Origin of the sequence: Paenibacillus sp. RC21 (genome assembly GCF_044907935.1) — a bacterium.
GTDB lineage: Bacteria > Bacillota > Bacilli > Paenibacillales > Paenibacillaceae > Paenibacillus > Paenibacillus terrae_A.
In genome coordinates this window covers 755,511-779,970 of the sequence record NZ_JBIYCS010000001.1, presented here as the reverse complement: position 1 = coordinate 779,970, position 24,460 = coordinate 755,511, and the positions used below count along the sequence as shown (strand labels likewise).

Sequence of the window (24,460 nt, the reverse complement as noted above, 5' to 3'; positions counted from 1 at the left end):
TCCAAAAAATACGGTATTTATTATTTAGAAAAAAAGAATAAGCAGATGGAGGCATACGCTGTGAACTATATTAATCGTGAAATAAGCTGGCTTCGATTTAACAGACGTGTTCTTGAGGAAGCGCAAGACGAAAGCACTCCTCTGCTGGAGCGAACAAAGTTCATATCGATTGTTTCCACCAATCTGGATGAGTTTGTCAGTGTCAGGGTCGCAGGACTCATGGATAAAATTAGAGCGGGCAATCAAGAGATCGATTTCACTGGCTTTACCCCGCAACAGTTACAAAATAAAGTAATCGCCATGATTGAGCAATTAGTAGCAGATCAGTATGCAACCCATGCACGGATTATTCAACTGCTAAAGGCAGAGCGCCTTGTTTTTACTGCTTATTGCGAGCTTAATCCTGCTCAGCAGAAAGAAATGGAAACCTATTATCTTGAAAAAGTATTTCCCGTGCTAACTCCTCTAGCTATCGATAAAAGCCGCCCTTTTCCTCTGATTCGTTCGAAAAGTGTATATATGGCCGTCGGTTTGAAGCCGCCTTCCGATGCATCGGGCAAGGACTGTTATATTGCCTTGGTTGAAATTCCGTCCAATCTGCCTCGCTATATTAAAGTTCCGTCTCTATCAGATCATGATGATTGGCAGTTTATTTTGCTCGAAGATTTGATTAAGCAGCATATTCACACTTTGTTTACTACGTATACGCCTGTTACTTTCCATACATTCCGTTTAACTCGAAATGCAGACCTTGATCTAAACGAGGAAGAGGCTGAAGATATCCTTGATGAAGTGGAGAAAGTATTGCGCGCAAGAAAATGGGGCACTCCGATTCGTTTGGAAATAGAAAAGGGATTTGATCCATTTGCACTGGAATTACTAGAAAAAGAACTGGAAATTGAAAGCCAGTTTTTAATTACGAATGATGGACCTATTGACTTAAGCTACTTCATGTCATTCGCCAATTCGATCGAGGGTTATGAGCATCTCAAGCATTCGAGATTTGATCCTCTTTATCCGCGAGAGTTTACGAAGACAGACGATTTTTTTTCAGTGCTGCGGAAAAGAGATGTTCTCTTATTTCATCCGTATGAATCGTTTGACGTTGTTAACGATTTTGTCGAACATTCTGCTGCCGATCCATCCGTTATGGCTATTAAAATGACCTTGTATCGCGTAAACGGTAATTCACGTATTATCCGATCTTTGAATCGAGCTGCCGAAGCAGGAAAGCAGGTCACTGTAGTCGTCGAATTGAAAGCACGGTTCGATGAAGCCCGAAATATCGAATGGGCAAAAGAATTAGAAAAAGCAGGTTGCCATGTCGTTTACGGCCTGCCCGGGTTAAAAATTCATGCCAAAATGATTTTGGTTGTACGTAAGGAAGCGGATTCTCTTAGACGTTACATTCATGTTGCCACCGGAAATTACAATGAAGTATCGGCGCAAATATTTACAGATATCGGACTGTTCTCTTCCTATCCGGAGATCGGCGAAGATGTCTCCAGCTTATTCAACAAAATTACGGGATTTTCCGCCCCGAGCCAGTGGCATTACCTCAGTGTAGCTCCGGCGCATTTGAAACAACGGTTGTTGGGCTGCATTCAGCGCGAAGTGGAAAATGCCTTGAGCGGCAAACCTGCAAGGATTATAGCCAAAATGAACTCGCTATCGAATAAACAGTTGGTCGACGAACTATATTCCGCTTCCCAGGCAGGCGTTCGAATTGATCTGATCGTTCGTGGCATCTGCTGCTTGCGTCCAGGAATTCCCGGACTGAGCGACAATATTACCGTTCGCAGTATTGTCGGCCGATTTTTGGAGCATTCCCGAATTTTTTATTTTGAGAATGCCGGCACGCCCCAATTGTGGCTATCCAGTGCGGACTGGATGACCAGAAATATGGACAAGCGGATTGAATTAATGTGCCCGCTATTGAATGAAGAACATCAATCTGTCGTCATCCAATATTTATTGCTGTTGCTGAACGATAATATTAAAGCCCGACAGCTGCTTCCCGATGGACAATATGTTATGGCGCACAATGAACAGCCCCCCTGCCGTAGCCAGTCAGAGGCCAAAAATCTGGTAGTAAGGAAAAACAACTCTTTTCCTATTCAAAACGACTGCATAACCCCGTTGGCAGCCTCTGCATACCCAAACGAGTCAGACCTGATTCACTGACTGTTATCATCTCCTGTTTGGTATTGCTTAATAAGATTGTTCAATTTATCCAAAAGATGTGGCGCCATATCCAAAATCTTGTCGTATACAGTAGGAGAGTTATCCAGGTAGATTGTTTGAACGCCCATTTTGCCGATTATTAAAATTGCGAGAGGTGTTACGGACACACCTCCGCCCATACCTCCGCCGAATGACGGCGTCACCCTTGCGGCTTGCTGATTGCGCCTTTCCCAATCGCTTCCACCTGCCGCAAAGCCATAGCTCACTTTACAAACCGGTATGATAATGGTGCCGTCAGACACCGTAACCGGTTCTCCAAGGGTCGTATTGACGTTCATCATGTCCTCTAAGTGATCTTTCGCCGTTTTTACAAAAGATTGTAATGGATGCTCTGACATTCATTCACCTCTCTACAATGGTTCTCTTATGTCATTGTAGTCAGGAATGAAAAAGAATAAACTGCATTGACTCTCTACACCATAGAGAGCCATGCACGATCCTGTCTCCACTCCACCTGCACCGGTGTTTCAAAAAAATCGCTAAGCGTTTCACTGCTCAGAATATCAGTCGTTTTGCCTTTGGCAAAAACGGTACCCCGGTGAATCAGAATGGTATGCGTGTACATGGGTAGAATTTCTTCTATATGATGTGTAACATACAGCAAATTCGGCGCACCCGGCGACTCGGACAACTGACGGATACTAGTTAGTAAAGCTTCCCTGGAAAAGAAGTCCAGTCCGTTACACGCCTCGTCCAAAATCAGCAGCTTGGGCGAGGCCATCAGCGCACGGGCAATAAGCACTTTTTGCTTTTCCCCCTGTGAGCACCCCTGATACAATCGGTCCACGAGGTGAGCACAGCCCAGTTGGGTCATGAGTTGTACGGCCTGCTCATAATCTGTATCCGTTGTTTGATCATAAAGTCCAATGGAGGCAAATTTGCCGCTAATGACAACATCCTGCGTGCGCTGACTGCCATTGATTCTTTCCTGTAAAGAGGAACTGACCCAACCGATGGATTTGCGCAGTTCCCTCAGATCCACATCCCCGAAGGTATGACCCAGCACACCGACACTGCCTGTAGTTGGCCATATGTAACCATTAATTATGTTAAGCATCGTTGTTTTGCCTGATCCATTCAATCCGAGTACAGCCCAATGCTCTCCTTCGGCTACTTGCCAGTTAATTTGATCCAGTATGGTGCGATTGTCCCTTTTCCAGCTTACATTGTTAAGTTCAATGACAGAATTCATGTTTATCCTCCTATTGATCATATCATCTGATGTTTATGAGCATAGTAAAAAATCACTTTTACTACGTTAATCCTCACTTTCGTATTAGAATAGCACAGGGTTGCAGGTTGTTCAATTCTAAATTCACTGTATAAAATTTTTAATCGTAACAGAAACGAAACCATGACTAATAGCCCACTTTCTGCTCCCCCATACATACGGGAGCAAAAAGCGGGCTGTTTCGTTGTTTTATGATTTGGATTTTGAAGCGATAAAGACCGATTTATGAGGCAGTTTATTCGCTATTTCTCTAGGAAGGCCCAGATTCGTTGCTAATACATCAACAGGGTTCCCAGCCAGCCACTCACTCAAATCAATGGCTTCGTAATGACCGCTGTTAAAGCCAATCAAAATGCGGCATACCTCCGAACCTATATTTTTAATATAATGTCCGGCTCCCATGGGTACATACCCCACATCTCCGGCTTCAAACTGCTCTGTCACTGCATTCCCTTCAGCGAGAAATACAGTCATTTCTGCATTACCATCCAAATAATATTGCCATTCATCCGCATTGGGATGCCAGTGCATTTCTCGCAATCCGCCCGGCTCCAGCTCAATCACAGATCCTGCCATAGTCGAAGAAATCGGAAAATCTTCTACCGTAACCGTCCGCTGTGTCCCTCCGCCCGGTGCCAATCTGGGCTGTTTGGCCATTAAAGGATACCGATGTTTAGTGATCAGATCGGAAGAAACGCGAGGATATGCATTATGAGAATCGTTAGAAGGTACAGGTCCTTTTACAAAATAGGCTTCCTTATCTGGCAAAAGAGCCAGTTCGTCGGCTGCAAGTCCCAGATTCTGCATGACAACCTCCGCAGGAGTCTGAGCGATGAAATCCGTTATGCTGAACGTGTGGTCCTCCGAAAAATCTCCATTATCAAAAATCAGTATAAAATGACACTCACCAGGACCAAGACCTTGAATTGAATGACCATAACCACGAGGAAAATACCAGACATCACCGGGATTGAAAATATCGACATATGAAGAACCGTCCGGATGGATAACCGTTGTCCGACAGGAGCCGCTAATCACATAGGCCCATTCAGCCGCATTAGCATGCCAGTGAAGCTCACGCATTCCACCCGGCTCCAAACGCATAGAAACCCCTGCTATTCCTTCCGATACAGGAAAATCATGGACCGAAGCCCCACGTGTGATACCTCCCGGTCCGGTTCTGGGTTCCTTTTTCTCCAAAGCATACTTAAATGATTTCATAGCCGATTCCTCCTCCAAATCATTTTATATGTCTATATTTACTTATTATAACATATCTATTATATACCTTTAATGTTAATGAAATCAAATTCATTCATTCTTTATCAACAGGATGTTTGATTCGATCCTTATATTCATCAAAATATATACTTCCATTAGAACTGATTACAGCATAATTGATGTTTTCAATCGAAAGCCCCTTCTTTTTTATCTGGGAATGTAGCCACTCTGTTGTAATGTCATTGTCCTTCAAATTAGCTTCAATAATGCTCCCATCCATAATCAATTCAATAGGAAAAATATGCTCGGAACGATCGTCCAAATGCAAATCTTTTCTGGTTACAGGTTTACTTTCCCACTTGGGTAATACGGAAATGGCTCCATTCATTTCGAGTACGGCATAGTGAACGTCTTGAATATTAAAAATATTTTTACTTCTTAGCTCCTGATTCAGTGTATCCAGTGTAATCTTAAGCTTTCTCATATTGCTCTCCAAAATTTTTCCTTCCTGAATCAACACGGTTGGTTTTCCCGAAAGCCAGTCCCTCAGTTTCCGGTTCTTCATGGCAAAAAACATCAGCAAGTAAGAAATTCCGGTAAATACAAGCAGGGATGTTAGTAAAATCCTTATACTTATTGTGTTATTAAAGGCAAGATTCGCGGTAATGGCCCCCAATGTAATGGCAGCCACAAAATCATGGTAGGTCATTTGCGCAATAGTCGATTTGCCCAATATACGTGCTATAAGCATCATTAGGGTAAATGCGGATATTGACCTTAACAGGGTTTCCCATAGTTCCATATATCAAGACCTCAGTTCTCATTGTTTTAATATAGCTTTTCCAATTCCACTTTTCTCATTACATTCATTTTCGATCAGCAATAAAACAGGAAAATCGAGTATGTAAAAAGGATGAATCGACAAGGCATTCATCCTTTTATTTCTCCATTCAGAGCTACAGTCACCGGAGTAATTCCTCGCTCATGAACTTTTTGCTTTTTTAGAGTCTATTTTTTTAGCCTTATCCTCATTCTTATTTCTATCTTTATCCTTATTTTTATCTTTGCTTGGAACTGTAGCCTTTCTCTTTTCATTGGCCAGTCGCCAATAGCTTAAAACTTTGCGGTACATCGACTTATCCTTTAATTGATTAAAAATATACGGATCAGGCTTCGTATTCACTTCAATAATCCATGGGGTAAAGGTGCGCTCCAGTCCAATGTCCACTCCAATTTGACGGAAATTCGGATATGTTTTTTGCAGTTGTGTGGCAATGGTAATGCCCAGGGCATTCAGCTTCTTTATCAGCTCAGCCTGCTTGCTTTGAGATAAATGGGTCTTTAGCAGCTCCGCCAGTGCCATCGGCTTACCGCCGCTATGATAATTGGTTACAATTTTACGAGGATGACCTAGCCGGCCAATAATTCCGGTAGATTCCCATGGACCTTTTGCATTGCGCTGCACCATGACCCGGATATCAAAATAACGCTTCTGATGGCGTAGTAAATGGATTCCCTTTTGAATGAGATAGCTTTTCTTCCCCGTTTTTTTCGACAGGCTGGCATGTAGTGCCTCTACATTTTTGAACTCCAAACGCTTTTCCTCATGTTGATAGGCAAAACGCTGACCTTCCTGCTCTACTCTCATTACACCTTTACCGAATGTACCTCGGTCGGGTTTTACATAGACCATACCGTACTTCTCCAGCATTGACTTCAAATTGGCTTTGGTATATTTCCGGGTATCCGGCACAAACGGCTTGATGCCACGATGCGGGAGCAGCAATTTGGTCTTATGCCACTTGCTGCGCAAAGCCTGTGCTTGTGAAGATTTCACTTGCTCCTCTCCTCTCTAATCTCAGGGTAGAACGCTCCTGTTAAAAAAAGATCAATCCATCGTATGCACCAACTCCCCATCCGAAAGCTACATCAGCCCTGTGCTGCTTAGAAATAGACGACTGGCCTTGCCCGGTCGGGTTCGCCTGACCAGGCATACGATATTGTAAGACGCCAGACGCGTACATTTGCATATATAGGGAGTGAATAGCATGTCAGCGCAATCAGATGGGCCACGGAAGGGTTCCCTTACAATCGATGTTCTGATTCCTGCAATAGATAAAGATATTGCCACATTACCGCTGGTGATAGACAGTCTGCGCCGTCACGTACAGCACCGAATTGGAACGATTTATATCGTTTCACCGCAAAGCACTGGAATTCGTCGACTGTGTGCCAGCAAAAGCTGTACATTTGTAGACGAAAAGACGGTGCTGCCCATAACAAAAAAACATATTCGTTACGGTACAGCGCGCTGGGACCGCTCAGGCTGGCTATATCAGCAATTGCTCAAAATGAACGGTGATAAAATTAGTAAAGCTCCTTTCTTTCTCGTCATTGATGCGGATACGATTTTGATTCGTCCACATGTGTTTCGGAAGGACGGCAAAACGATATTTTACTATCGGAGCTGGAGCCAGCCTGAGTATTTCCGCACCTACCGCAAGCTGATGGGCGTGAAGGCTCCCTCGCCGAAGTCCTTTGTTACTCACTATATGCTGTTTGAAAAAGCGCAGCTCACCCGCCTCAAGCAGGTTATTGAGGCCCGTCATGGAAAACCTTGGTATAACGCGATTATCCAAAGTATAGACCGGAAAAAGCAGTTTGGTTTTTCCGAATATGAGACGTATGCCAACGATCTGTACAGCAAGCAGCCCTCTCGGATGATTTTGCGCAAGTCACTTAATAAAGCGCTTCATAGTCGGGCTTCTTCCCTCTCGCAAAAACAATTGGATGCCTTCGCTAAAAGCCATCGTTCTTTATCCTTTCATCAACGTAAGGTATATCAGATCGTTAAAAAGCAACAAAATTCCGCAAAATGATTCGTTTCACAATGAATCTGTATCAAAGGAGGAAGTGCCTGTGCACATCGTATTGTTATGCGGTGGTGCTGGAAAACGGCTGTGGCCATTGTCCAACGATATCCGCTCGAAGCTGTTTCTCCGACTGCTGCCTGCCCCTGACGGGCAACAGGAATCTATGCTTAGTCGGGTGGTTCGACAGCTTACTATAGCCGGACTGGATTCCTCTGCCCTGCTGCTGGCTCATCGGAGCCAGGTAAATTTAGCATTTCGCCATACGGAAGGTCGTCTGCCCGTTCTAGGCGAACCGGCCAAACGGGGAACCTTCACCGCAGCTGCACTGGCAGCTGCTCATTTTCACGCCAGAGGCGTGGGACTGGACGAAATTGTTTGTATCGCTCCAGCGGATATGTTTGCGGGGGAGGATTTCTTCCACAGTGTATCGGCACTCTCCAGTCTGTTGCTGGATAGTGGAGCCGATCTTGCCATGCTTGGGACAAGGCCTACTCATCCCTCCGACCAATACGGCTATATCGTTCCAGATCAGGGAGGGATAAGGAAAGGGAACATCTCCTATGCGTCAGTTGCCCGCTTCACAGAAAAGCCGGATCGCCTGGGGGCGCAACAGCTTATCAGCCAAGGTGCGCTCTGGAACTGCGGCATTTACGCTTTTAAGCTGCGGTATATGCTGGCCTGCATGGAGCGTAGTGATTTGCCGCTGAACGACAAGGCATTATGCGCGATGTATGACTGCCTCCCTGTTCGCAGCTTTGACGAGGAGATTGCGGAGCGTGCCGAGCGTGCCGTCGTTCTCCCCTACGAGGGTGAATGGCGCGATATCGGCAGCTGGCAGGCATTATCAGAGCAGCTTGGCAACCGAGTGATTGGACGCGGACAGATCAGCGGTCCCGCTCATGGTACGCATATCGTCAATGAGCTGCCCTATCCACTTCATGTCATTGGCGTGGAGGATATTATTGCTGCTGCCAGCCCCGACGGCATCCTCATTGCCGCCAAGAGTCATGCCCACGCGATCAAGGAGAAGCTGGGGACTCTTCCGCTACGCCCTATGCATGGTGAAACCGCTTGGGGCAGCTACCGGGTGCTGGACGAATTTGATCATCGGAGTTTGAACGATATTCTTGCCATACGCTTGACAGTTCTGCCAGATCATCGCTTAAACGGCCATTGTCATGGCAGTGGGCTGAAAGTTTGGACGATCGTTTCTGGCCGGGGTGAGGTCATGCTGAACGGAGAACGCTTTACGGCGGCAAGCGGTTCAGTCTTTCGTATTCCGGTTGATATGTATCACACGATCCGTGCCGATCTGGATAAACCATTGGAGCTGATCGAGGTTCGTCTGGGGGAAAGCTTGGTCACCGCCTTCTATAAATCCGAATCCTGACGCATAGATATGTCACATAAGCCCCAAAAATCAATTTATGCCAGGATTTTGCAAACTCCTCATGTACGAGAATGGCAAATAAAAAAATCGCTTTTGAGTATGGGAAAGGAGAATCCCTTGCTTCAGAAGCGATTTTTATTTTGTAATACATTTTCATTAATACACGCCCTAGGTAACAGCTCTAACCTTGGCAGATAAATATACCTCGTTGGCCTTGATCATCCCGGCTTCTCTTAAAAAATGCCGCACGATCTCCAACTGATACTTGATACGTACATTCTTGGGCAAACTCCAGCCTGTTTCTACGGTGACCGCGCGTGCGCCCAGGATACGGGCTGCCGCCGTACGGGAGGAACCTGGAAGCTCATGCAGCCGAAGGTTAAAATGTCGGTCTTTATTCTTGATGGAACGGTTCATTCGTTTTATAGTTCGACGCACCGCAGGGACTGCCGGATTGTCCTTATTGGAAATTAGCGTTTGACCCAGCACCTTGGCATCCTTTTGTGACAATCCGTTGGCTTCATGCAGGTCAAGATACCACTCGGGTTGATGCCTTTGTGTTAATTGGAATACCGCAGCGGAAAGTGGATTGGATGCCGCCTGCTTTTTTGTGCGTGGAAAGGTTCGGTTGAGATCAGGTACGCCCCTGATTCGTTTGCGGTAAGCCGCCTGGTTCACGATCGGTACGATAATCAGCTTGCCTTGGCTAATTTGCAGCTTCTGCTGCTTCAACAGCTCCACCAGCTTCTCAGCCGCGCGGATGCTTGCGATTTCCTTGCCGTGGATGCCCGCGACCACCATCACATGCGGACCGCCCTGTTCCCCAGTGGCTATATAATAAGGAGTCGCCCAAGAATAACCCTTTCCAAGCATAAGCTTTGTTACCTTCATTCCCTTCACCTCCGTCTAGGCTCAGGCTTTCGATGCCCTTTTCCCCTCTGCCTGTCGGCGGATAATTTCACGGTATAGATTCTCATATTTATCGGTCATCTGTTTGTTGGTAAATCTTTGCGTCACATACAGGCGAAGCTTGGCTGGTGGTGGGTAGTTTTTTTGCTGCACCTTTCGCGCCATTTGCTCAATCGACTTGCAAATAAGCTGTGGAAAGCCTGAGAGCACCTCGGGAACCGAGCCATTTTTCAGAGCCAGTACGGGTGTTCCAGAAGCCATCGCCTCCACCATCACAAGTCCGAATGGCTCTTCCCACAAGGTCGGAAACAACAGACATTCCGCGTATTTGAGCAATTCCTGCTTTTGTTTGCCTCCCACGGCTCCCACATAGCGGATATTGGGATTACGCTGAATTCGTTTCTGAATCTCCTGACGAAAAAATACCGGAGCTTTGATAGGGCCGGCAATGAGCAGTCTTTTTCCTGTTCGTTCTGCAACCTGAATAGCTTGCAATACGCCTTTATTACGTATAATCCTGCCCATGAACAGCAAATAGCCGCGCTTCTCGCTGCTGAACTCGTATTCATGTGTGTTGATACCATTATAGACATAAAATCCTTTGCCCCCGCCCATAAGCTGGCGTGCCCGTTTACTGACAAATACCGGGTTTTTACCGTGTCTCTTCACGGGAAGATGAACTGTGCATACCGATGGACAAGGCAGTTGCCTGCGTCCCAGAGCAGAGCGAAAGGTATGATCGTGAATGATTTGTGTGCCAGTAGGCATGTGCTGAAGGACGTACTGATGGATCTGCTCGTGCTTTAATCCCTTGGGATAAGCAATCAGCCTTGCACTGCTCCTGCTGCCGCGGGCGGCAAACAAAGATACATGATGTCCTCGTCTTACCAGTTCCTCCGTTAATTCATACACGACCTTTTCCGTTCCACCCTTGATGGAGGGTACCGGCTGTGCATTGGGATAGTTGGAGATGATCTGAACAATGGTTAGAGGTCGGCCTTTGGGCATTTTAATCTGCTTTGAAGCCATATGAATTCCCCTTCCTGAACAGAAATACGGTGTGATCTTCACGGTATGAACGGGAACCTTAGCTTACTCCCGTACAAGTTATAAACTGTAGTATATATGTATGTATATTTTTCGTGATTGCTTGTGCGAATCATCTTTAGGTCATTTTTTGTCATAGGTACCCAGTGATAAGGAGGAACTGCATATTTTGTCAATCCAAAATTAAGGTGAAAATTCTCATCGTTTTCTAATAATAGGGGGAAAAGCATTGAGGTTACAGGACTGTAACCTTGAGTGGTAAATTCAGGATATTTTATTTGTGTTATTGTCATCTCAAGACATCACAGCAAGATACAAAATACGAAATAATGGAGGAATGTTATATGACACACACTTCAAAAAAACTATGGATGGGCATTTGCTTTACGATGACTTTGGCATTCGGCGCCGGGAGTTTCGTTGTTGGACCTGACACCACACATGCCGCTTCTGTGAGCAAAGCTGATCAGATTATTTCCACTGGTTCACAGTTTATGGGTGTACGCTATCAGCATGGAGCACCAGCAGGGAACACAAGCTCTTTTGATTGCTCTTCATTTACTCAATATGTTTTTGGACAAAACGCTATCAATCTGCCGCGCTCTTCCAGACAGCAATCGACCGTCGGCACTTTTGTACCACGTAGTCAGCTGCAAAAAGGCGATCTGGTCTTTTTCTATGCGCCAATTCACCATGTAGCGATTTATATGGGGGACGGCAAAATTTTACACACATTCGGTAAAGGCGGCGTAACGATTACGGACCTTAATTCAGGCTGGTGGAATTCCCATTACACTACAGCACGTCGTGTCCTCTAGGACAAATGTAGATGCATTCTCAATCATCTGTAATCCCTTACAAAATATCAACAAATAAGGGCTGTTCCGCGAGTAGATATGTCTACTGGATGGACAGCCCTTCCTGTTATATTCGAGGCAGTGTGACGGTCACCTCCGTTCCTTCTCCTTCCACGCTTTCCATACCTATTGTCCCCTGATGGATGTCTGTAATAGCCTTGGCAATCGGCAGCCCAAGCCCGGTTCCTCCGGTTTTACGATGTCGAGAGCTGTCTACCCGATAAAATCGTTCAAAGACTCGCTTGACCTCGCCCACTGGTATCCCGATTCCATAATCCTTGACCCGGATGTACACATCCTTTTCATCTGTAGACAGCAATATTTCGATTGGAGCCGAGCTATACTTTAAAGCATTATCAAGCAAGATAACTAGTAGCTGGTTGATTTTTGCAAGGTTGGCATCAAGCCAGATTTCTTTTTCATCTGTAAAAATAGTTATTTGACGATCATGTACAGGCTTGAAATGCGCTATTACCTGTTGACAGCAACCGATCAGCTCTATCCGTTCATACGGCTCGGGTTCTTTTTGCTGTGAGGAAGCCAAAGTCAGTAATTGCTGTGTCATCGTTCGCATGCGCTGAGTTTCTTCATAGATGGATTCAATGGATTCCTTATAGATGCCCTCGTCACGCGTGCCCCACCGCCGCAGCATGTTAGCATAGCCCTCAATGATCATTAATGTCGTATTCAGCTCATGCGAAGCATCTGAGACGAATTGTTGCTGGCTTTGAAAGCTCTCTTCCAATCTGTCCATCATTCGATTAAAGGTCGCGGTCATTTGAGACAATTCATCTTGATTGTGAGTGCGAGCCGGGATTTTTTTGAATTTAAGGCTTCTTTCAATTTCCTGCATTGTCTGTATACTGCTCGAAATCGGTAGCAATATCGCATTCGCTAAAATCGTGCTGCCTACCAGACTAAGCAGCATAGCGCCTGTAGTTGAGGTGACCAAAATCGTATCTAAAATATCGAGATTATTTTCAAGCGCATCCCATTTTTCTACGATCTCCAGCGTTCCCTCCTGATTGCCTTCCGGTGAAAGCACTGGGAGATGAATTACTAAAATTTTATGACCCTGTACATCTGTCAGCTGTGAGCTTTGAGAAGGGTTAAAACGTATATCGCCCAGCTTAAAGCGGGACTGACGACTTACTTCATACAGAAGACGGGATTGCTGGTCAAAAACCCTCAGGATTGTGTCTCCTGAAAGCTCATCTTTCAACTCGGGTCCCCATGCATTTTTCAGAATCATCGCGGAACCGGTTTCGGCAATGATTTCAGTCCACTTATTTTGCAGCACTTCTCTTTCATTGCGAGTGGCGATTTTGACAAATAACAGATGAACGGTGACGTCCACAAACAGGAGAATGGTCATCACCAGAACCGAGCTGAGCAGAGTAATTTTGGTCCGCAGCTTCAATGGTCTTCCTCCCTGATGCAATACCCTACGCCACGCACGGTTTTAATCAGCTTTTTTTTGTAGCCATGGTCGATTTTTTTACGAACATATTGGATATACACATCGACTACATTCGTATCGCCGACAAAATCAAACCCCCATACGTCCTGAATCATTTGATCTCGCTGCAATACTTGATTTTTGTGCTCCATGAGGTAATGAAGCAGATCAAATTCTTTGGGCGTCAGTTCGATTCGCTTTCCTTCTCGCACCACAGAACGTGTCTTGGGTTCCAGCATCAAGCTATCGACCTGAAGATACGGCGGCTTGTCCTCTTCTTGTGAAGAGGTAGCTTTGGACTCCAATTGATGTCTCATACTGGCCCGCATCCGTGCTAATAATTCCTCGATTTCAAAAGGCTTCGTAATGTAATCATTTGCACCTTCATCCAGACCAGAAACCTTATCCGTAGTTGCGTTACGTGCAGTGACCATAATTACGGGCGTATGCTTGTCCACTTTTCGAATCTGCTTTAGCACCTCGACCCCGTTGATTTCCGGCAGCATCACATCCAAAATGATGATATTCCATGTGTGTGCCAAAGCTTTTTCTAATCCTTCTTTACCCGTTTGAGCAATTTCAACTGCATATCCTTCGTGGGATAACTCCAATTGGAGTAATCTGGATATTTTCTCTTCATCATCAATGACCAGTACCGATTTTTTCACCGCAAAACCACCTGATTTCTATAGAAAAACAAATTGAGTTATGGAGAAGACATGCATTTTTTTATTTGATTTTAAGCTCTTATCCGTGCAGTCGCTCTATAAAATAACTTTGTAATTCAATTTTTTGATGTTAAGGAGAAATTTATTCATGTTAATTAATGTAGACTATGTTTTATTTCACTGGGTCAATGAACTGGCTAATATACGCTGATAAAACCAAATACAGGCCGCCATCCAGCAGCCACTCATAAAATAGCCACCCACAACGTCGCTCGGATAGTGCACGCCCAAATAAATGCGGCTTGTCCCTATCGCTATAATCAGCAGGCTACTGAGCACAATCAGAAGGATACGGCCTGGCCTGGAAGGAACATGTTTCCACACTAAAAACGTCAACGCCGCATACATACTAAAAGCGGTCATGGAATGTCCGCTCGGAAAGCTGTATCCATTCGCTTCAATAATACGGTTAATTTCGGGTCTCGCACGCTGAAATAGCCATTTTAAAACCGTATTCAGCAGCGCTGATCCCAGCACAGCAATCGCCAAAAATAGCAGTTCTCTGCGATGTCCCAATACTCTGTGCAGCACAAACATGGCGATTAAAATAATAATCACAACCGGAATTCCGCTGCCGATCATAGTGAAAAATTTCATTAGACGGGTCATGGAAGGCGACTCCAACTGTTGAATATTCGCAATAATTTTCTGGTCAAAATGCTGTACTTGATGGTCGCTAACCCATAATGCGATTAAACCGAAACCGAGCGCACATACTACACATGTAAGCAGGGCTAAGGAGATGGGTAGCTTTGTTGGTGTTTGTTTCATGTCTTGTTGGTCCTCCATGAGGTTCGTTTCGTGTCTTTACTTTACCCACATTTCTTTTATAATTTCACTAAAAGAATTAGCTTTTAGCGTAAAGCATGCTCAGCTTTTTGGCAAAAGAATGCGGAGTCAGCCTGTGATATGAAATCAACTCTCCGTTACAGATCACATGGAACACACCGTAAGGTGTCGGAGACAATTCCATCAACTGTGAACGATCGTGTATATGCATGATTTTGGGCTGTATGCCTACCTTCTCTGCCGCTTCAATTACGTTTTGCGTGGCAATCTCCAAATAGGGGCATTGATGAGTTCGCAAGATGGTCAAGCCTTCACTAAAGCGCACCAGCCGCTGTACCCAGTTATTTGGAAAATAAAGATCAGAGTGGTCCCTATTAAGCTTGTATACATACAACTGAAAAGAATAAGGTGCGTCTTCCACATGCTGAAATCCATTTTTCAGAAAAATGTCGGGACCGGGCGCCCACGATGTATCCATGTTGGTAACCACAGCGACTCCCTTTTTACCCAACGTGACGGCATCCTCGATACAACGTCGAATGAGCTGCGAGCCTAGCCCCAAACCCGTTATGCCAATCCATACACAATGAATCACAAAATATCCGTCCGCATGAACGGCTCTCCATGCCTGTTCACCCGGCGCATACTCGATAAATCCTGCTGGCTTATTGGATTTTTGCAAACTCCTTCATAATGACTAAAATAACGCAAGCGAATTGTCCACATAAGCATAGAAAAAAGGATGCCTCTCAAGCCTTATAACGGCTCGAATGGCACCCTGTTATTTTAGGTTGGCGTAACTTCTCCAAGCTTAACCTTATCCTCTGCTTCCTCCGTTGGATAGCGTCTACGGAACCATAGCGACTGGAGCAGCAAAAAGGTACCACTTACCGTCCAGTATAACGGCATGGCAGCAGGCGCATTAAAAGAAAAAACAGCCACCATAATGGGCGAAAGATATCCCATGATCGCAAACTGCTTGCGCTGGTCAGCCGTCATTTGAAGCTGGGATAGCTTGGCCTGTGCCAAGTAAACGACTGCGACGAAGATTGCCAAAATCCAGTCCGGCTGCCCGAGTCGGAACCATAGGAACGAATGAGACGCCAATTCCGGGGTAAGCCGGATGGCTGTGTACATACCGCTCAATATGGGTAGCTGAATGAGAATAGGCAGACAGCCGATATTCAGCGGATTAAATTGATGCTCTTTGTAAAGTGACATCATCTCCTGCTGCATACTCTGCTGGCTGGCAGCATCCTTCTTATTTTCGTACTTCTTCTTAATTCGGTCTAAGTCGGGCTGCATAGCGCTCATTTTGCGCTTCATCCCCTGTTGAGCACGTGTTTGGCGCATCATAAGAGGTAGTAACGCCAGACGGACGATTAACGTCAATGACATGATCGCCAGTCCAAAGCTTCCGCCAAACCATTGCGCTAGTTGCTGAATGAGCCAGGATAACGGGAACACCACATAATGATTAAAAAATCCAGGTGTCTGTGCATTAATCTCCGCAGCATTCGCGCCGCAGCCGGAAAGTAGCATAACCACCGCCAGCGCTACCATAATTCCGAATATCCGTTCTTTTTTACCCCAAAAGGTGAATCCCTTGAATCGTTTCATATGTTCCTCCTCGTTGATTGGCTGTGCCATCGTTCAACGAGAGGGAACAATCTGACGCGTCTTCATCCGGCGCTTCCTTCCGCCGGATATGACGTGCCAGCCGGACAGGCATGTCCTGCCCACGGGCAGTTAACGGCATCAGCGGAGAAGCATGCGACCGTACGGCCCCGCCTTCTATCCAGCATTCGGGCACATTGCCGTACAAATGAGCGAGATATGCGTAGGTTACCGTACACAGCAAGCCGATCGTAAATAAATAGGGGAGCAGGTCCTGAAGCTCAAACAAGGGATTCACCTCCTTCGGTTCGTTGCTCCGATTATAGCACGAAACCAGACAAGCGACTAATCTTTAAATAGAGATACAGGCTGGAAAAACCCTTAACGGATAGCAAGCATACGGTTCAGGGCCAGCACAGCATCCTGTCTAACCTGATCGTTAACACGAATCACACCCACAGGCTCTCCACGGTCAATCTGCTCCATCGCCCATAGCAGATGTGGAAGATCAATCCGGTTCATCGTCAGGCAGGGACACATATCGGGATTTAGCGATTCAATTTGCTGTTCGGGGTACTGCTGCCGGATACGCTGCACGAGATTCATTTCCGTGCCAACGGCCCATTTTGTCCCCGGCTCTGCCGCATGGATCGTGTCGATGATGAATTTCGTGGAGCCCGCGCAATCTGCAAGCTGAACAACCTCATAGGAGCATTCGGGGTGAACAATGACCCGGATGCTCTCGTCGCGCTCACGGATAAGATGGATATTCTCAACTGTAAATTTTTCATGAACAGAGCAATGCCCTTTCCATAAAATAATTTTTACGGCTGCCGGGTCACGGTCCGTTTCCAGTTGATCGGTCATTGGATTCCACACTGCCATTTCATTCAGCGGAATTCCAAGATCGTAAGCTGTGTTGCGGCCCAGGTGCTGATCCGGCAAAAACAAAATGCGTTCCTTCTGCTTCAGCGCCCAGTCCAGCACTTGCTTGGCATTCGAAGAGGTCACCGTAGCCCCGCCATGTCTTCCCACAAAAGCTTTAATTTCTGCCGTGGAATTCACATAGGTCAGTGGGATGATCGTGTCGCCCACCATCTCCTGCAAATGCTTCCAGGCCCGCTCTGTCTGCTCCATATTCGCCATATCTGCCATCGAGCAGCCTGCGCGAATATCCGGCAGCACGACCGTTTGCCGATCCGTAGTCAGCATATCCGCTGTTTCTGCCATAAAATGTACTCCACAAAACACAATAAATTCTGCTTCCTGATTTTGTGCCGCCATTTGGGCAAGCTGAAGGGAATCCCCTATTATATCTGCAAACTGAATAACCTCATCCTTCTGATAGTGATGGCCTGGAATAAGCAGCTTTTGTCCCCATTTTTGCTTCAATTGGGCGACACGCTGCTCCATATCAGCAACCGTCAGTGTCTTGTAGTACTCTGGCATGAGTCCACGATTTCCTTGTAAAACGTCAAGCATAGACATTTGAATCCCTCCATTATCTCTGCGGCTTGTCTGCCCGTCTTCCCAGTAACAGACAAGCGCTGTGTGTACATATATGTTTACAAGTGTCTTGACACTTATATTTACACATGCCTACAATAATCTCAAGGCTTTTTGGATGGAATTATTTTTAGCAGGGGGAGATTCGCCATGATTTATCTGGACTACGCCGCTTCTACACCGATGTGTGACGAAGCTTTGAATATGTATAACACATTAAATAAGGAAATGTTCGGAAATGCCAGCAGCCTTCATGATGCAGGCGGTCATGCGGCTTATGCACTGGATTTTAGCAGACAACGGATCGCAGACTTGATTGGAGGCCAAAAGGAAGGAGTTTATTTTACAACAGGGGGAACGGAGTCTAACATGCTGGCTGTACAGTCCATCCTGAACGGACTGACACAGCATAAAAAGCACTGGATCATGAGCGCCCTGGAGCACCATTCGATGTACAATCTGGCTGCTTTGCTGGAGCGGCAGGGCTATGAGCTGACCATTGTACAGCCGGACAAGGAAGGTCGAATCACCCGTGATAATCTCTTACCTTATCTCAGAGAAGACACCGGGCTTGTATCCGTACAGCACGCCAACTCGGAAACCGGGCTTATTCAGGATCTTGCGACCTTGTCTCCCCTGCTGCGAGATCGTGGTATTTTCCTGCACAGCGACGCAGTACAAACCTTTGGGAACATTCCCATTGATGTAGCAGCCTTGGGGGTGGACGCTATCTCTATATCAAGCCATAAAGTGTATGGTCCCAAGGGTGTGGGGGCGGTATATCTCAGGCCGGGAACGCCGTGGCGCCCTGTGTATCCTGAAACACTGCATGAAAACGGGTTTCGCCCCGGAACGGTCAACGTTCCCGGCATTGCGGCGTTTGTTGCGGCAGCGGAAATGATGACAAAACAAATGGAGCTACATCAGGAACGATACGCTAGGTTAAGACAGTATTTTTTCACCAAAATTCAGGAAAGATCAATTCCATTGCGTTTGGCCGCACCAGAAAACAATAAGATTGAGAGACTCAGTCATATACTGGGATGTTTTTTTCACGGTTATGAGGGACAATATGTTATGCTGGAATGTAACCGTAGCGGTGTCTGTATATCCACCGGAAGCGCCTGTTCCGCCGGACATCATGAGCCTTCTCCTGCCTTGCAAGCGCTTGGAGCATCCGGTCGTGAAGCATTGCAATTTATCCGTATTTCCTTCGGAAAAACGACAACCACCGGGGATCTGGATGTGTTGGTGGATATTTTAACAGACCTGACAAGTAGACAAGAAAGGAGCTTATCCCGTTGATTGAACCTTTAAAACGGATGGGCACGGAACGCCGCGAACAGCTACTGCTGTGGCTTAAGAGCGAGTCCCCGCTGACCGGGAGCGAGCTGGCACGCAGGGCTTCCGTCTCCAGACAAGTAATCGTACAGGATATTTCCCTGTTAAAAGCTAGCCAAGAGCCTATTCTTGCGACAAGCCAAGGATATATTTATATGGAACCTGCGGGCCAGGAAGCTCCCCCGGCCTCACGTATTATCGTGTGCAAGCACCGACCTGAACAGACAGAAGAGGAACTAAAGCTGATCGTCGACTATGGCGTAAGTGTACAGGATGTTATTGTAGAGCATCCCGTATACGGTGATCTGACTGCTCCGATTCGGGTCGGAACCCGCAAGGAAGTGGACGATTTTATCCGCAAAATCAGCTCCACCCAAGCGACCTATCTGTCCCAGCTGACCGGAGGTATTCACCTTCATACCTTGCATGCCCCTGATGAAGCTAAAATTAATGAAGCCTGTGCCGCATTGGAGAATGCCGGTTTTCTAATGACGGACTAGCTTGCAGTGTTATAGCAGATACTATGTAACCCCTGTCTCGCATGTGGAGCGCACTCTGCGCTCCTGTGGGGGCGGCTTTAGCCCTAAAATTATGCTCATTAAAAAGTAAAAATCCCGGCCCCCTCATAAAAGGGAATCGGGAACGGATTACGTCAGCTTAATTTCGAGCAGTTCGTATTTGATGACAGCCATGGGTGCATTCACATGAACGATACTGCCTACTTCTTTACCCAAAAGTTCCTTTCCTAGAGGGCTTTCGTAGGAAATTTTATTATCCAGCACGTCCGCCTCAGCAGGACTTACAATTTTGTACTCCATCTTCTCAGAAAATTCGATGTCATTCAGAATGACTGTCGATCCGATACTAACGGTTCTAAGATCCAAACTGCTCTCATCCACGACCCGAGCTTTGGTCAGCATCTTCTCCAATATGAGAATCCGGGTTTCCATAAATGCTTGGTCGTCCTTCGCTGAGTGATACTCACTATTTTCTTTCAAATCGCCGTAGCTGATAGCCAGCTTAAGCCGTTCGGCGAGTTCCTTGCGTTTTACGGTCTTTAGTTCCTTAAGCTCATCCTCCAGCTTGGTCAATCCCTCTTTAGTCAACAAAACTTCTTCATTCGACATATTTTATCTACAACTCCTATTTCAGCATTTTGCATCATTCGATTACCAACGCATTTGGCTTTCTTTATTGTAGTTTACTCTATATTGAGCCAACATGCGAAAAGAAATTACAGGGTGATAGGAGTCGGGTTCAACCAGACAGGGTTATTCTTACAGTAACCAACGCTCTCTGGTTCGCATATCATATGAATATAACGGCATTTTGAATGAGCACGTGCAGTTCCGTTGTCCTTGTCCCGCAATGGCAAGGACAACATATGGCGGGAGGAAGATTCAATGACTTCCTTAGGAAAGAATGGAAACCAAAATCGCAATCAAAAATCCAAATCATCCCCTAACCCCAACGGACAAAAGAAAAATGGGTTAAATAGTAACTCGGCTATCTTCTCCGCCCTGCATGGAAAAAATGTGGAGGTCATCGTAGCAGCCCTGTTATTAACAGGAAAGCTACATGTCGATTCCGTTACTTTATACAGACAAGCAACGCTGCTTGTGGGATTAACGGGAAAATACAAAACATTAGCAGCAGACCCTTCCAACGTTGATAACATGGTGAAATTTTTAAATGATAACGGGAATATGACGCTGGATCAAGTGATACAAGCCTTTCAAAAGAAAATGCAAAAGTAATATGCCGATTACGAAAGGGGTTTTTTGTGGTGAGTGAGCTTGCGCCAAGTGAGTTTGATGGAGAGCATTTTGCAGAGTTTGTTATTATTACAATTCTGATTGTTTTATTCTTCTTTGGCTCCACCAATATAGAGAATCTCTCGGCTCAACCAACCCAATCTTAAATGGGCAGGTCCCCGTTTCCGGGGGCTTTTTTGTAATCAATATGAGAAGCGATGGTCAGACATAAGAGCAACAGCATGAATAAATAAAAAAGAGCATCTATTGACTCTGTAAAGTCCATAGATGCTCTTACGATTTAACGGTCCTTCACTTCGACGATTATCGTTTTGCCAAAAGTTTCTCCTGAGGCATTGACCAGCTCGGCCCGATACTCATAAGTGCCCGATTTGCGGCCTTGGATATCTGTGACTGCACTTTGAGCCTGCGGCGTTTGGTTCGGCAGCTCTTGCGTGTCGATCAGCTCGCCATTTTCATATAAATTGTATTGGGTCGCATTCGTGCCCCACCACATGTTCACAGCAACGGTGTAATTGCCGTCACCATCCCAGTTGTTGTGAGACAGCACCGGAATGCCGGGCGAAGCATCGGTCACTTCGACGGTTAACGGATCACTAACCGTTTTACCGGAAGCGTTGATCAGCTCGGCGTTGTACGTATAAGTGCCATTTGCCTTGCCCGTTACCGGGATGACTGCTTTCTGTGCCCCGGGGGAGGCGGATTTCAACGGTTGAGTCCCGATCAGCTCGCCGTTTTCATACAGCTTGAGTTCATCACCGTTCGTACCCCACCATAGATTCATAGTGATATTATAATCGCCGTCCTTCAATCCGGTATTCTGCCCGTTATCATGGGACAATACAGGTTTGCCCGGCACTTCGCCTGCAGCAGCTTTCCGGACTGTAACGGTTACTGGATTGGATACGACGGTTTTACCGTCCAGGGTTACGCTGGCCGTAATTTCGGCGCTCCCCTCTTTTTCTGCCTTAATTTGTCCATACGTATCGAGGGTAACAGACTCATGACTGCTGGCATACTGAACGGAAGCATGACTTAAATCCGCTTTGCTGCCATCTGTGAGCGTACCACTGAGATGTGTTACTGCTGTATCCCCAACATTAAGGGTTGTTTGATCCAGCGAAAGCTTCACTTCTTGCAATGCCGCCCCTGCCTGAGCTGTAAAATCAGCAAGACCACGAGGCTTTAACTGGTAATTCCCTTTGAAAATCGCTGAAATTCCCTTAATCCTCACTTGCTGTCCTTCTTGATATGGAAAAGAGGTCCGTGTTACGCCTGTACGTGCATCCACACGCACATGGTGGCTTACTTCGCCGGACACCGCATCAAATTCAAACGAACCGATGGGAGTCGCGTCTGCTACATTACGAATGATGGCCTGTGGAAGCTCGACCAACTGCCCTTGGTTAGCATCGCTTAGTTCGGTGATCTGTAGAGCTTCCGGAAGCTGTCCTTCTCCTGTTTTTTCAATAGCCACCGGATCGGTCAGCTCCAGCTCGCTGTTATACAGCGCCAAGGTTGCCGTAATCTTCACCTGATCGCCTTGGTGAAAACCGCTTTGGTTTTGATATACATAAATACCGCCGCTTTCATCCTGCATATAAAAGGCTTGACCGCCATATGCACCCGGCTCGGTCGTCACCGTACCTGCCAGTGTAACCACTTTGCCAGCCGGGAGGCTCCGTGCTTCTGCAACACGGATACGAGCCGGAACAGTATTCCCTTCCTCGGGCAACGGCTGGGCCGGAACATCTGCCAGCACGACCGATTGGGTCAACAGGTTGCTGCCGTTTTGTCTCAGCCTAAGACTGGCCGAACCGCTGGTTCCCGGCTTAATCCGTACGGTGAGGTCTTTGTAGGCATGTCCCTTGCTGTCGGACTCCAGACTGAATGCTCCGCTATAGCCGTACGAGGTCGGCCAGGTGCCATCCTGGTTTTGAATCTGGGCAACCTGATTGCCGCCCGCTACATAAATGCCTGTGCTGAATCCACTAATCGTGGTATTCGGAGCCAGTTGGTCCGCAGTAATTCGAATTTGAAAAGGCTCTGCATTCGGCAGCTGATCCTGACGAACGATGCTGTACGCAGGCTGCGCACTGGCAGTAGGTCCGCCATAGGCTCCGGCTTTAAAAGTTTGCTGATCCCACCATTTGTAACCTGCTGCAGGAGCAGACCAAGGCTCGGCTTGTGGCTCCGTCGAAGCCTGCGGCTCCTCAAAAGGCAGCAGTGCTGTCGGCTGATCAAGCTGCAAGCTTTTCACATCCGTCAGGCTGGTGTAGTTCTCCTTCTTGGATAACCAATCGACGATATTAACCAGCAACACGGCATCATCCTGCTCCTTAAAGCCGTCATACGTCGTCTTCTTGGTTCCTGTCTCTTCGCGCAGATATTTTGGCGTCGCATCTTCAACAGGAGATGAGTCCCCCAGAAAGGCAGCTTTACCGAGTCCTACTTTGGATACGGCTGCATAGGGTCCTTCTGGTATGCCGCCTCCGTTATAGACGCCCTGATCTACCGCGTTGCCCCAAGCCTGATTGGTTTTAGGGAGATATACGATCCCCTTGGCTTTCGCCGGGTCGATAATCGCCAGTGTTGATCCTGCATGCATTGCGACATTGCTCACCCCAGCTGTAATGCCGAACGCCTGCGCTGGCTCGACAATCTGATTGGCGGTAATATCGCCTAATGCATTGTAGCGAAAACGCACACCAAACTGGCTACCCAGCCAATCCGAGCTGACTACGCCCTGCATCGCCGCCGAGCTTCTTTCTTCCGCGTTCATTCCCTTGGCAGGATCTTCCCATGCTCCGCGACGGTAACCATTAATACTCTCTGATCCGTCCCAACGGTTCTTGTTGCGGTCCGCATTATAATGATCTCCAATGAAGAAAATGCTGTTGCCTGCTTTGACATACTGCTCCATCACAGCCTGTTCGCTTTGTTTGAAAGGTATATTCGGCTCTGCCGTCACAAATACATCATAATCCTTCAGATCATTGTAAGTAATGGGCGTAGATTTGCGAAGCTCATGCACATCATAGCCGTTGCTTGCAAGGGCTTGGCCAAAGTCTGAAAATCCGCCATCAATCACCCAGTCTGCCGCACCGGCTGTCTGTCCGTGTGTATTATCGAACAACACTTTTTTGCCAGCGTTTTCATTAACCACCTTGGCGGCGATAAAAGGGGCCGGATCAGCCGGACCTTCTGCCGATGCCGGTTGTATGCTGCTCACAGCACCAGCGTACAACGACAAAGTGAACACCATTGCAGTTGCGTATTTGAAGCTGCGGGATGCAAAAAGACGAATGATTCCCAATTCTTATTCCTCCTGTTTGTTAGTTTGCGTCCCCGGTTGATGGGGAACCAAGTATAAATTTTAGCATTCATTTATGTTCGGACATGCAAAGTTTTGTAAATTAGTTTCCATCTCTATATGGAAACTAGCTCTTGGATTCATGCAAAATGCTTTGATT

At 46.6% G+C, this 24,460-nt stretch carries 24 protein-coding genes; 8 read left to right on the top strand and 16 right to left on the bottom strand.

Annotation, left to right across the window (positions count from 1 at the left end; translation table 11 throughout):
- The first annotated feature begins 45 nt into the window (after positions 1–45).
- Complete coding sequence (ppk1, locus tag ABIA61_RS03425) at positions 46–2,184, top strand: polyphosphate kinase 1 (RefSeq protein WP_404580290.1); 2,139 nt, start codon at positions 46–48, stop codon at positions 2,182–2,184.
- Here ppk1 and ytfJ read toward each other — a convergent pair.
- The 5 genes from ytfJ to ABIA61_RS03400 form a co-directional block, all read right to left on the bottom strand.
- Positions 2,178–2,582: a GerW family sporulation protein gene (gene ytfJ, locus ABIA61_RS03420; protein ID WP_283655896.1), complete on the bottom strand. Its 405-nt coding sequence runs from the start codon at positions 2,580–2,582 to the stop codon at positions 2,178–2,180. The two genes, ppk1 and ytfJ, sit on opposite strands and share 7 nt — an antisense overlap.
- Before the next feature lie 74 nt (positions 2,583–2,656).
- The gene (locus ABIA61_RS03415; RefSeq protein WP_283655895.1) at positions 2,657–3,436 is read right to left on the bottom strand and encodes an ABC transporter ATP-binding protein; all 780 of its coding nucleotides are present in this window, start codon (positions 3,434–3,436) and stop codon (positions 2,657–2,659) included.
- Between the two features lie 228 nt (positions 3,437–3,664).
- Positions 3,665–4,696, bottom strand: a complete 1,032-nt coding sequence (locus tag ABIA61_RS03410; protein ID WP_283655894.1) for a cupin domain-containing protein — start codon at positions 4,694–4,696, stop codon at positions 3,665–3,667.
- A gap of 94 nt (positions 4,697–4,790) precedes the next feature.
- Positions 4,791–5,498: a DUF421 domain-containing protein gene (locus tag ABIA61_RS03405; protein ID WP_283657884.1), complete on the bottom strand. Its 708-nt coding sequence runs from the start codon at positions 5,496–5,498 to the stop codon at positions 4,791–4,793.
- Between the two features lie 180 nt (positions 5,499–5,678).
- Positions 5,679–6,533: a YheC/YheD family protein gene (locus tag ABIA61_RS03400; RefSeq protein ID WP_404519043.1), complete on the bottom strand. Its 855-nt coding sequence runs from the start codon at positions 6,531–6,533 to the stop codon at positions 5,679–5,681.
- A 211-nt stretch (positions 6,534–6,744) separates the two neighbouring features.
- Here ABIA61_RS03400 and ABIA61_RS03395 point away from each other — a divergent pair, with 211 nt between their 5' ends.
- Both ABIA61_RS03395 and ABIA61_RS03390 read left to right on the top strand, forming a co-directional pair.
- On the top strand, positions 6,745–7,575 hold the full coding sequence (locus ABIA61_RS03395) for a DUF6492 family protein (RefSeq protein WP_283657883.1): 831 nt from the start codon (positions 6,745–6,747) through the stop codon (positions 7,573–7,575).
- A 40-nt stretch (positions 7,576–7,615) separates the two neighbouring features.
- Positions 7,616–8,959: a sugar phosphate nucleotidyltransferase gene (locus ABIA61_RS03390; protein WP_404580289.1), complete on the top strand. Its 1,344-nt coding sequence runs from the start codon at positions 7,616–7,618 to the stop codon at positions 8,957–8,959.
- Between the two features lie 168 nt (positions 8,960–9,127).
- Here the strand turns inward: ABIA61_RS03390 and ABIA61_RS03385 are convergent, their stop codons facing one another.
- Together ABIA61_RS03385 and ABIA61_RS03380 are read right to left on the bottom strand one after the other, a co-directional pair.
- Positions 9,128–9,850 carry a succinylglutamate desuccinylase/aspartoacylase family protein gene (locus tag ABIA61_RS03385; protein WP_283655891.1) on the bottom strand — a complete coding sequence of 241 codons (723 nt, stop codon included), beginning with the start codon at positions 9,848–9,850 and terminating at the stop codon, positions 9,128–9,130.
- A gap of 21 nt (positions 9,851–9,871) precedes the next feature.
- Positions 9,872–10,897, bottom strand: coding sequence for a glycosyltransferase (locus ABIA61_RS03380; RefSeq protein WP_283655890.1), 1,026 nt, complete (start codon positions 10,895–10,897; stop codon positions 9,872–9,874).
- 362 nt (positions 10,898–11,259) lie between these two features.
- On the opposite strand from ABIA61_RS03380, the gene ABIA61_RS03375 reads away from it, so the two are divergent.
- Positions 11,260–11,733, top strand: a complete 474-nt coding sequence (locus tag ABIA61_RS03375; RefSeq protein WP_283657881.1) for a C40 family peptidase — start codon at positions 11,260–11,262, stop codon at positions 11,731–11,733.
- Between the two features lie 106 nt (positions 11,734–11,839).
- Here the strand turns inward: ABIA61_RS03375 and ABIA61_RS03370 are convergent, their stop codons facing one another.
- From ABIA61_RS03370 to nadA, 7 genes are all read right to left on the bottom strand, one after another.
- The gene (locus tag ABIA61_RS03370) at positions 11,840–13,192 is read right to left on the bottom strand and encodes a sensor histidine kinase (RefSeq protein WP_404580288.1); all 1,353 of its coding nucleotides are present in this window, start codon (positions 13,190–13,192) and stop codon (positions 11,840–11,842) included.
- Positions 13,189–13,899, bottom strand: a complete 711-nt coding sequence (locus ABIA61_RS03365; protein WP_404580287.1) for a response regulator transcription factor — start codon at positions 13,897–13,899, stop codon at positions 13,189–13,191. The genes ABIA61_RS03370 and ABIA61_RS03365 overlap by 4 nt, the downstream gene beginning before the upstream one ends.
- A 177-nt stretch (positions 13,900–14,076) precedes the next feature.
- On the bottom strand, positions 14,077–14,730 hold the full coding sequence (locus tag ABIA61_RS03360) for a phosphatase PAP2 family protein (RefSeq protein ID WP_283655887.1): 654 nt from the start codon (positions 14,728–14,730) through the stop codon (positions 14,077–14,079).
- A gap of 76 nt (positions 14,731–14,806) precedes the next feature.
- Entirely contained in the window at positions 14,807–15,430 is a 624-nt protein-coding gene (locus tag ABIA61_RS03355; RefSeq protein WP_404580286.1) for a GNAT family N-acetyltransferase, read from the bottom strand.
- A 104-nt stretch (positions 15,431–15,534) separates the two neighbouring features.
- Complete coding sequence (gene yidC, locus ABIA61_RS03350; protein WP_283655885.1) at positions 15,535–16,368, bottom strand: membrane protein insertase YidC; 834 nt, start codon at positions 16,366–16,368, stop codon at positions 15,535–15,537.
- Positions 16,334–16,663 carry a hypothetical protein gene (locus ABIA61_RS03345; RefSeq protein WP_404580285.1) on the bottom strand — a complete coding sequence of 110 codons (330 nt, stop codon included), beginning with the start codon at positions 16,661–16,663 and terminating at the stop codon, positions 16,334–16,336. Before ABIA61_RS03345 ends, yidC begins: the two co-directional genes overlap by 35 nt.
- Positions 16,664–16,746: 83 nt before the next feature.
- Positions 16,747–17,853 (bottom strand): quinolinate synthase NadA, encoded by a 1,107-nt coding sequence (gene nadA / locus ABIA61_RS03340; protein ID WP_404580284.1) that lies wholly within the window; start codon positions 17,851–17,853, stop codon positions 16,747–16,749.
- A gap of 168 nt (positions 17,854–18,021) precedes the next feature.
- Here nadA and ABIA61_RS03335 point away from each other — a divergent pair, with 168 nt between their 5' ends.
- Together ABIA61_RS03335 and ABIA61_RS03330 are read left to right on the top strand one after the other, a co-directional pair.
- A complete protein-coding gene (locus ABIA61_RS03335; protein WP_404580283.1) occupies positions 18,022–19,176 on the top strand; it encodes an IscS subfamily cysteine desulfurase in 1,155 nt (384 codons plus the stop codon).
- The gene (locus ABIA61_RS03330) at positions 19,173–19,712 is read left to right on the top strand and encodes a transcription repressor NadR (protein ID WP_404580282.1); all 540 of its coding nucleotides are present in this window, start codon (positions 19,173–19,175) and stop codon (positions 19,710–19,712) included. Before ABIA61_RS03335 ends, ABIA61_RS03330 begins: the two co-directional genes overlap by 4 nt.
- Positions 19,713–19,859: 147 nt before the next feature.
- On the opposite strand, the gene greA is transcribed toward ABIA61_RS03330, so the two are convergent.
- Positions 19,860–20,339 (bottom strand): transcription elongation factor GreA, encoded by a 480-nt coding sequence (greA, locus tag ABIA61_RS03325; RefSeq protein ID WP_137063003.1) that lies wholly within the window; start codon positions 20,337–20,339, stop codon positions 19,860–19,862.
- A gap of 276 nt (positions 20,340–20,615) precedes the next feature.
- Here greA and ABIA61_RS03320 point away from each other — a divergent pair, with 276 nt between their 5' ends.
- Positions 20,616–20,969, top strand: a complete 354-nt coding sequence (locus ABIA61_RS03320) for a hypothetical protein (protein ID WP_283655880.1) — start codon at positions 20,616–20,618, stop codon at positions 20,967–20,969.
- 29 nt (positions 20,970–20,998) lie between these two features.
- Positions 20,999–21,133 carry a hypothetical protein gene (locus ABIA61_RS03315; RefSeq protein ID WP_283655879.1) on the top strand — a complete coding sequence of 45 codons (135 nt, stop codon included), beginning with the start codon at positions 20,999–21,001 and terminating at the stop codon, positions 21,131–21,133.
- 134 nt (positions 21,134–21,267) lie between these two features.
- Here the strand turns inward: ABIA61_RS03315 and ABIA61_RS03310 are convergent, their stop codons facing one another.
- The gene (locus tag ABIA61_RS03310; protein WP_283655878.1) at positions 21,268–24,303 is read right to left on the bottom strand and encodes a chitinase N-terminal domain-containing protein; all 3,036 of its coding nucleotides are present in this window, start codon (positions 24,301–24,303) and stop codon (positions 21,268–21,270) included.
- Positions 24,304–24,460 lie beyond the last annotated feature (157 nt).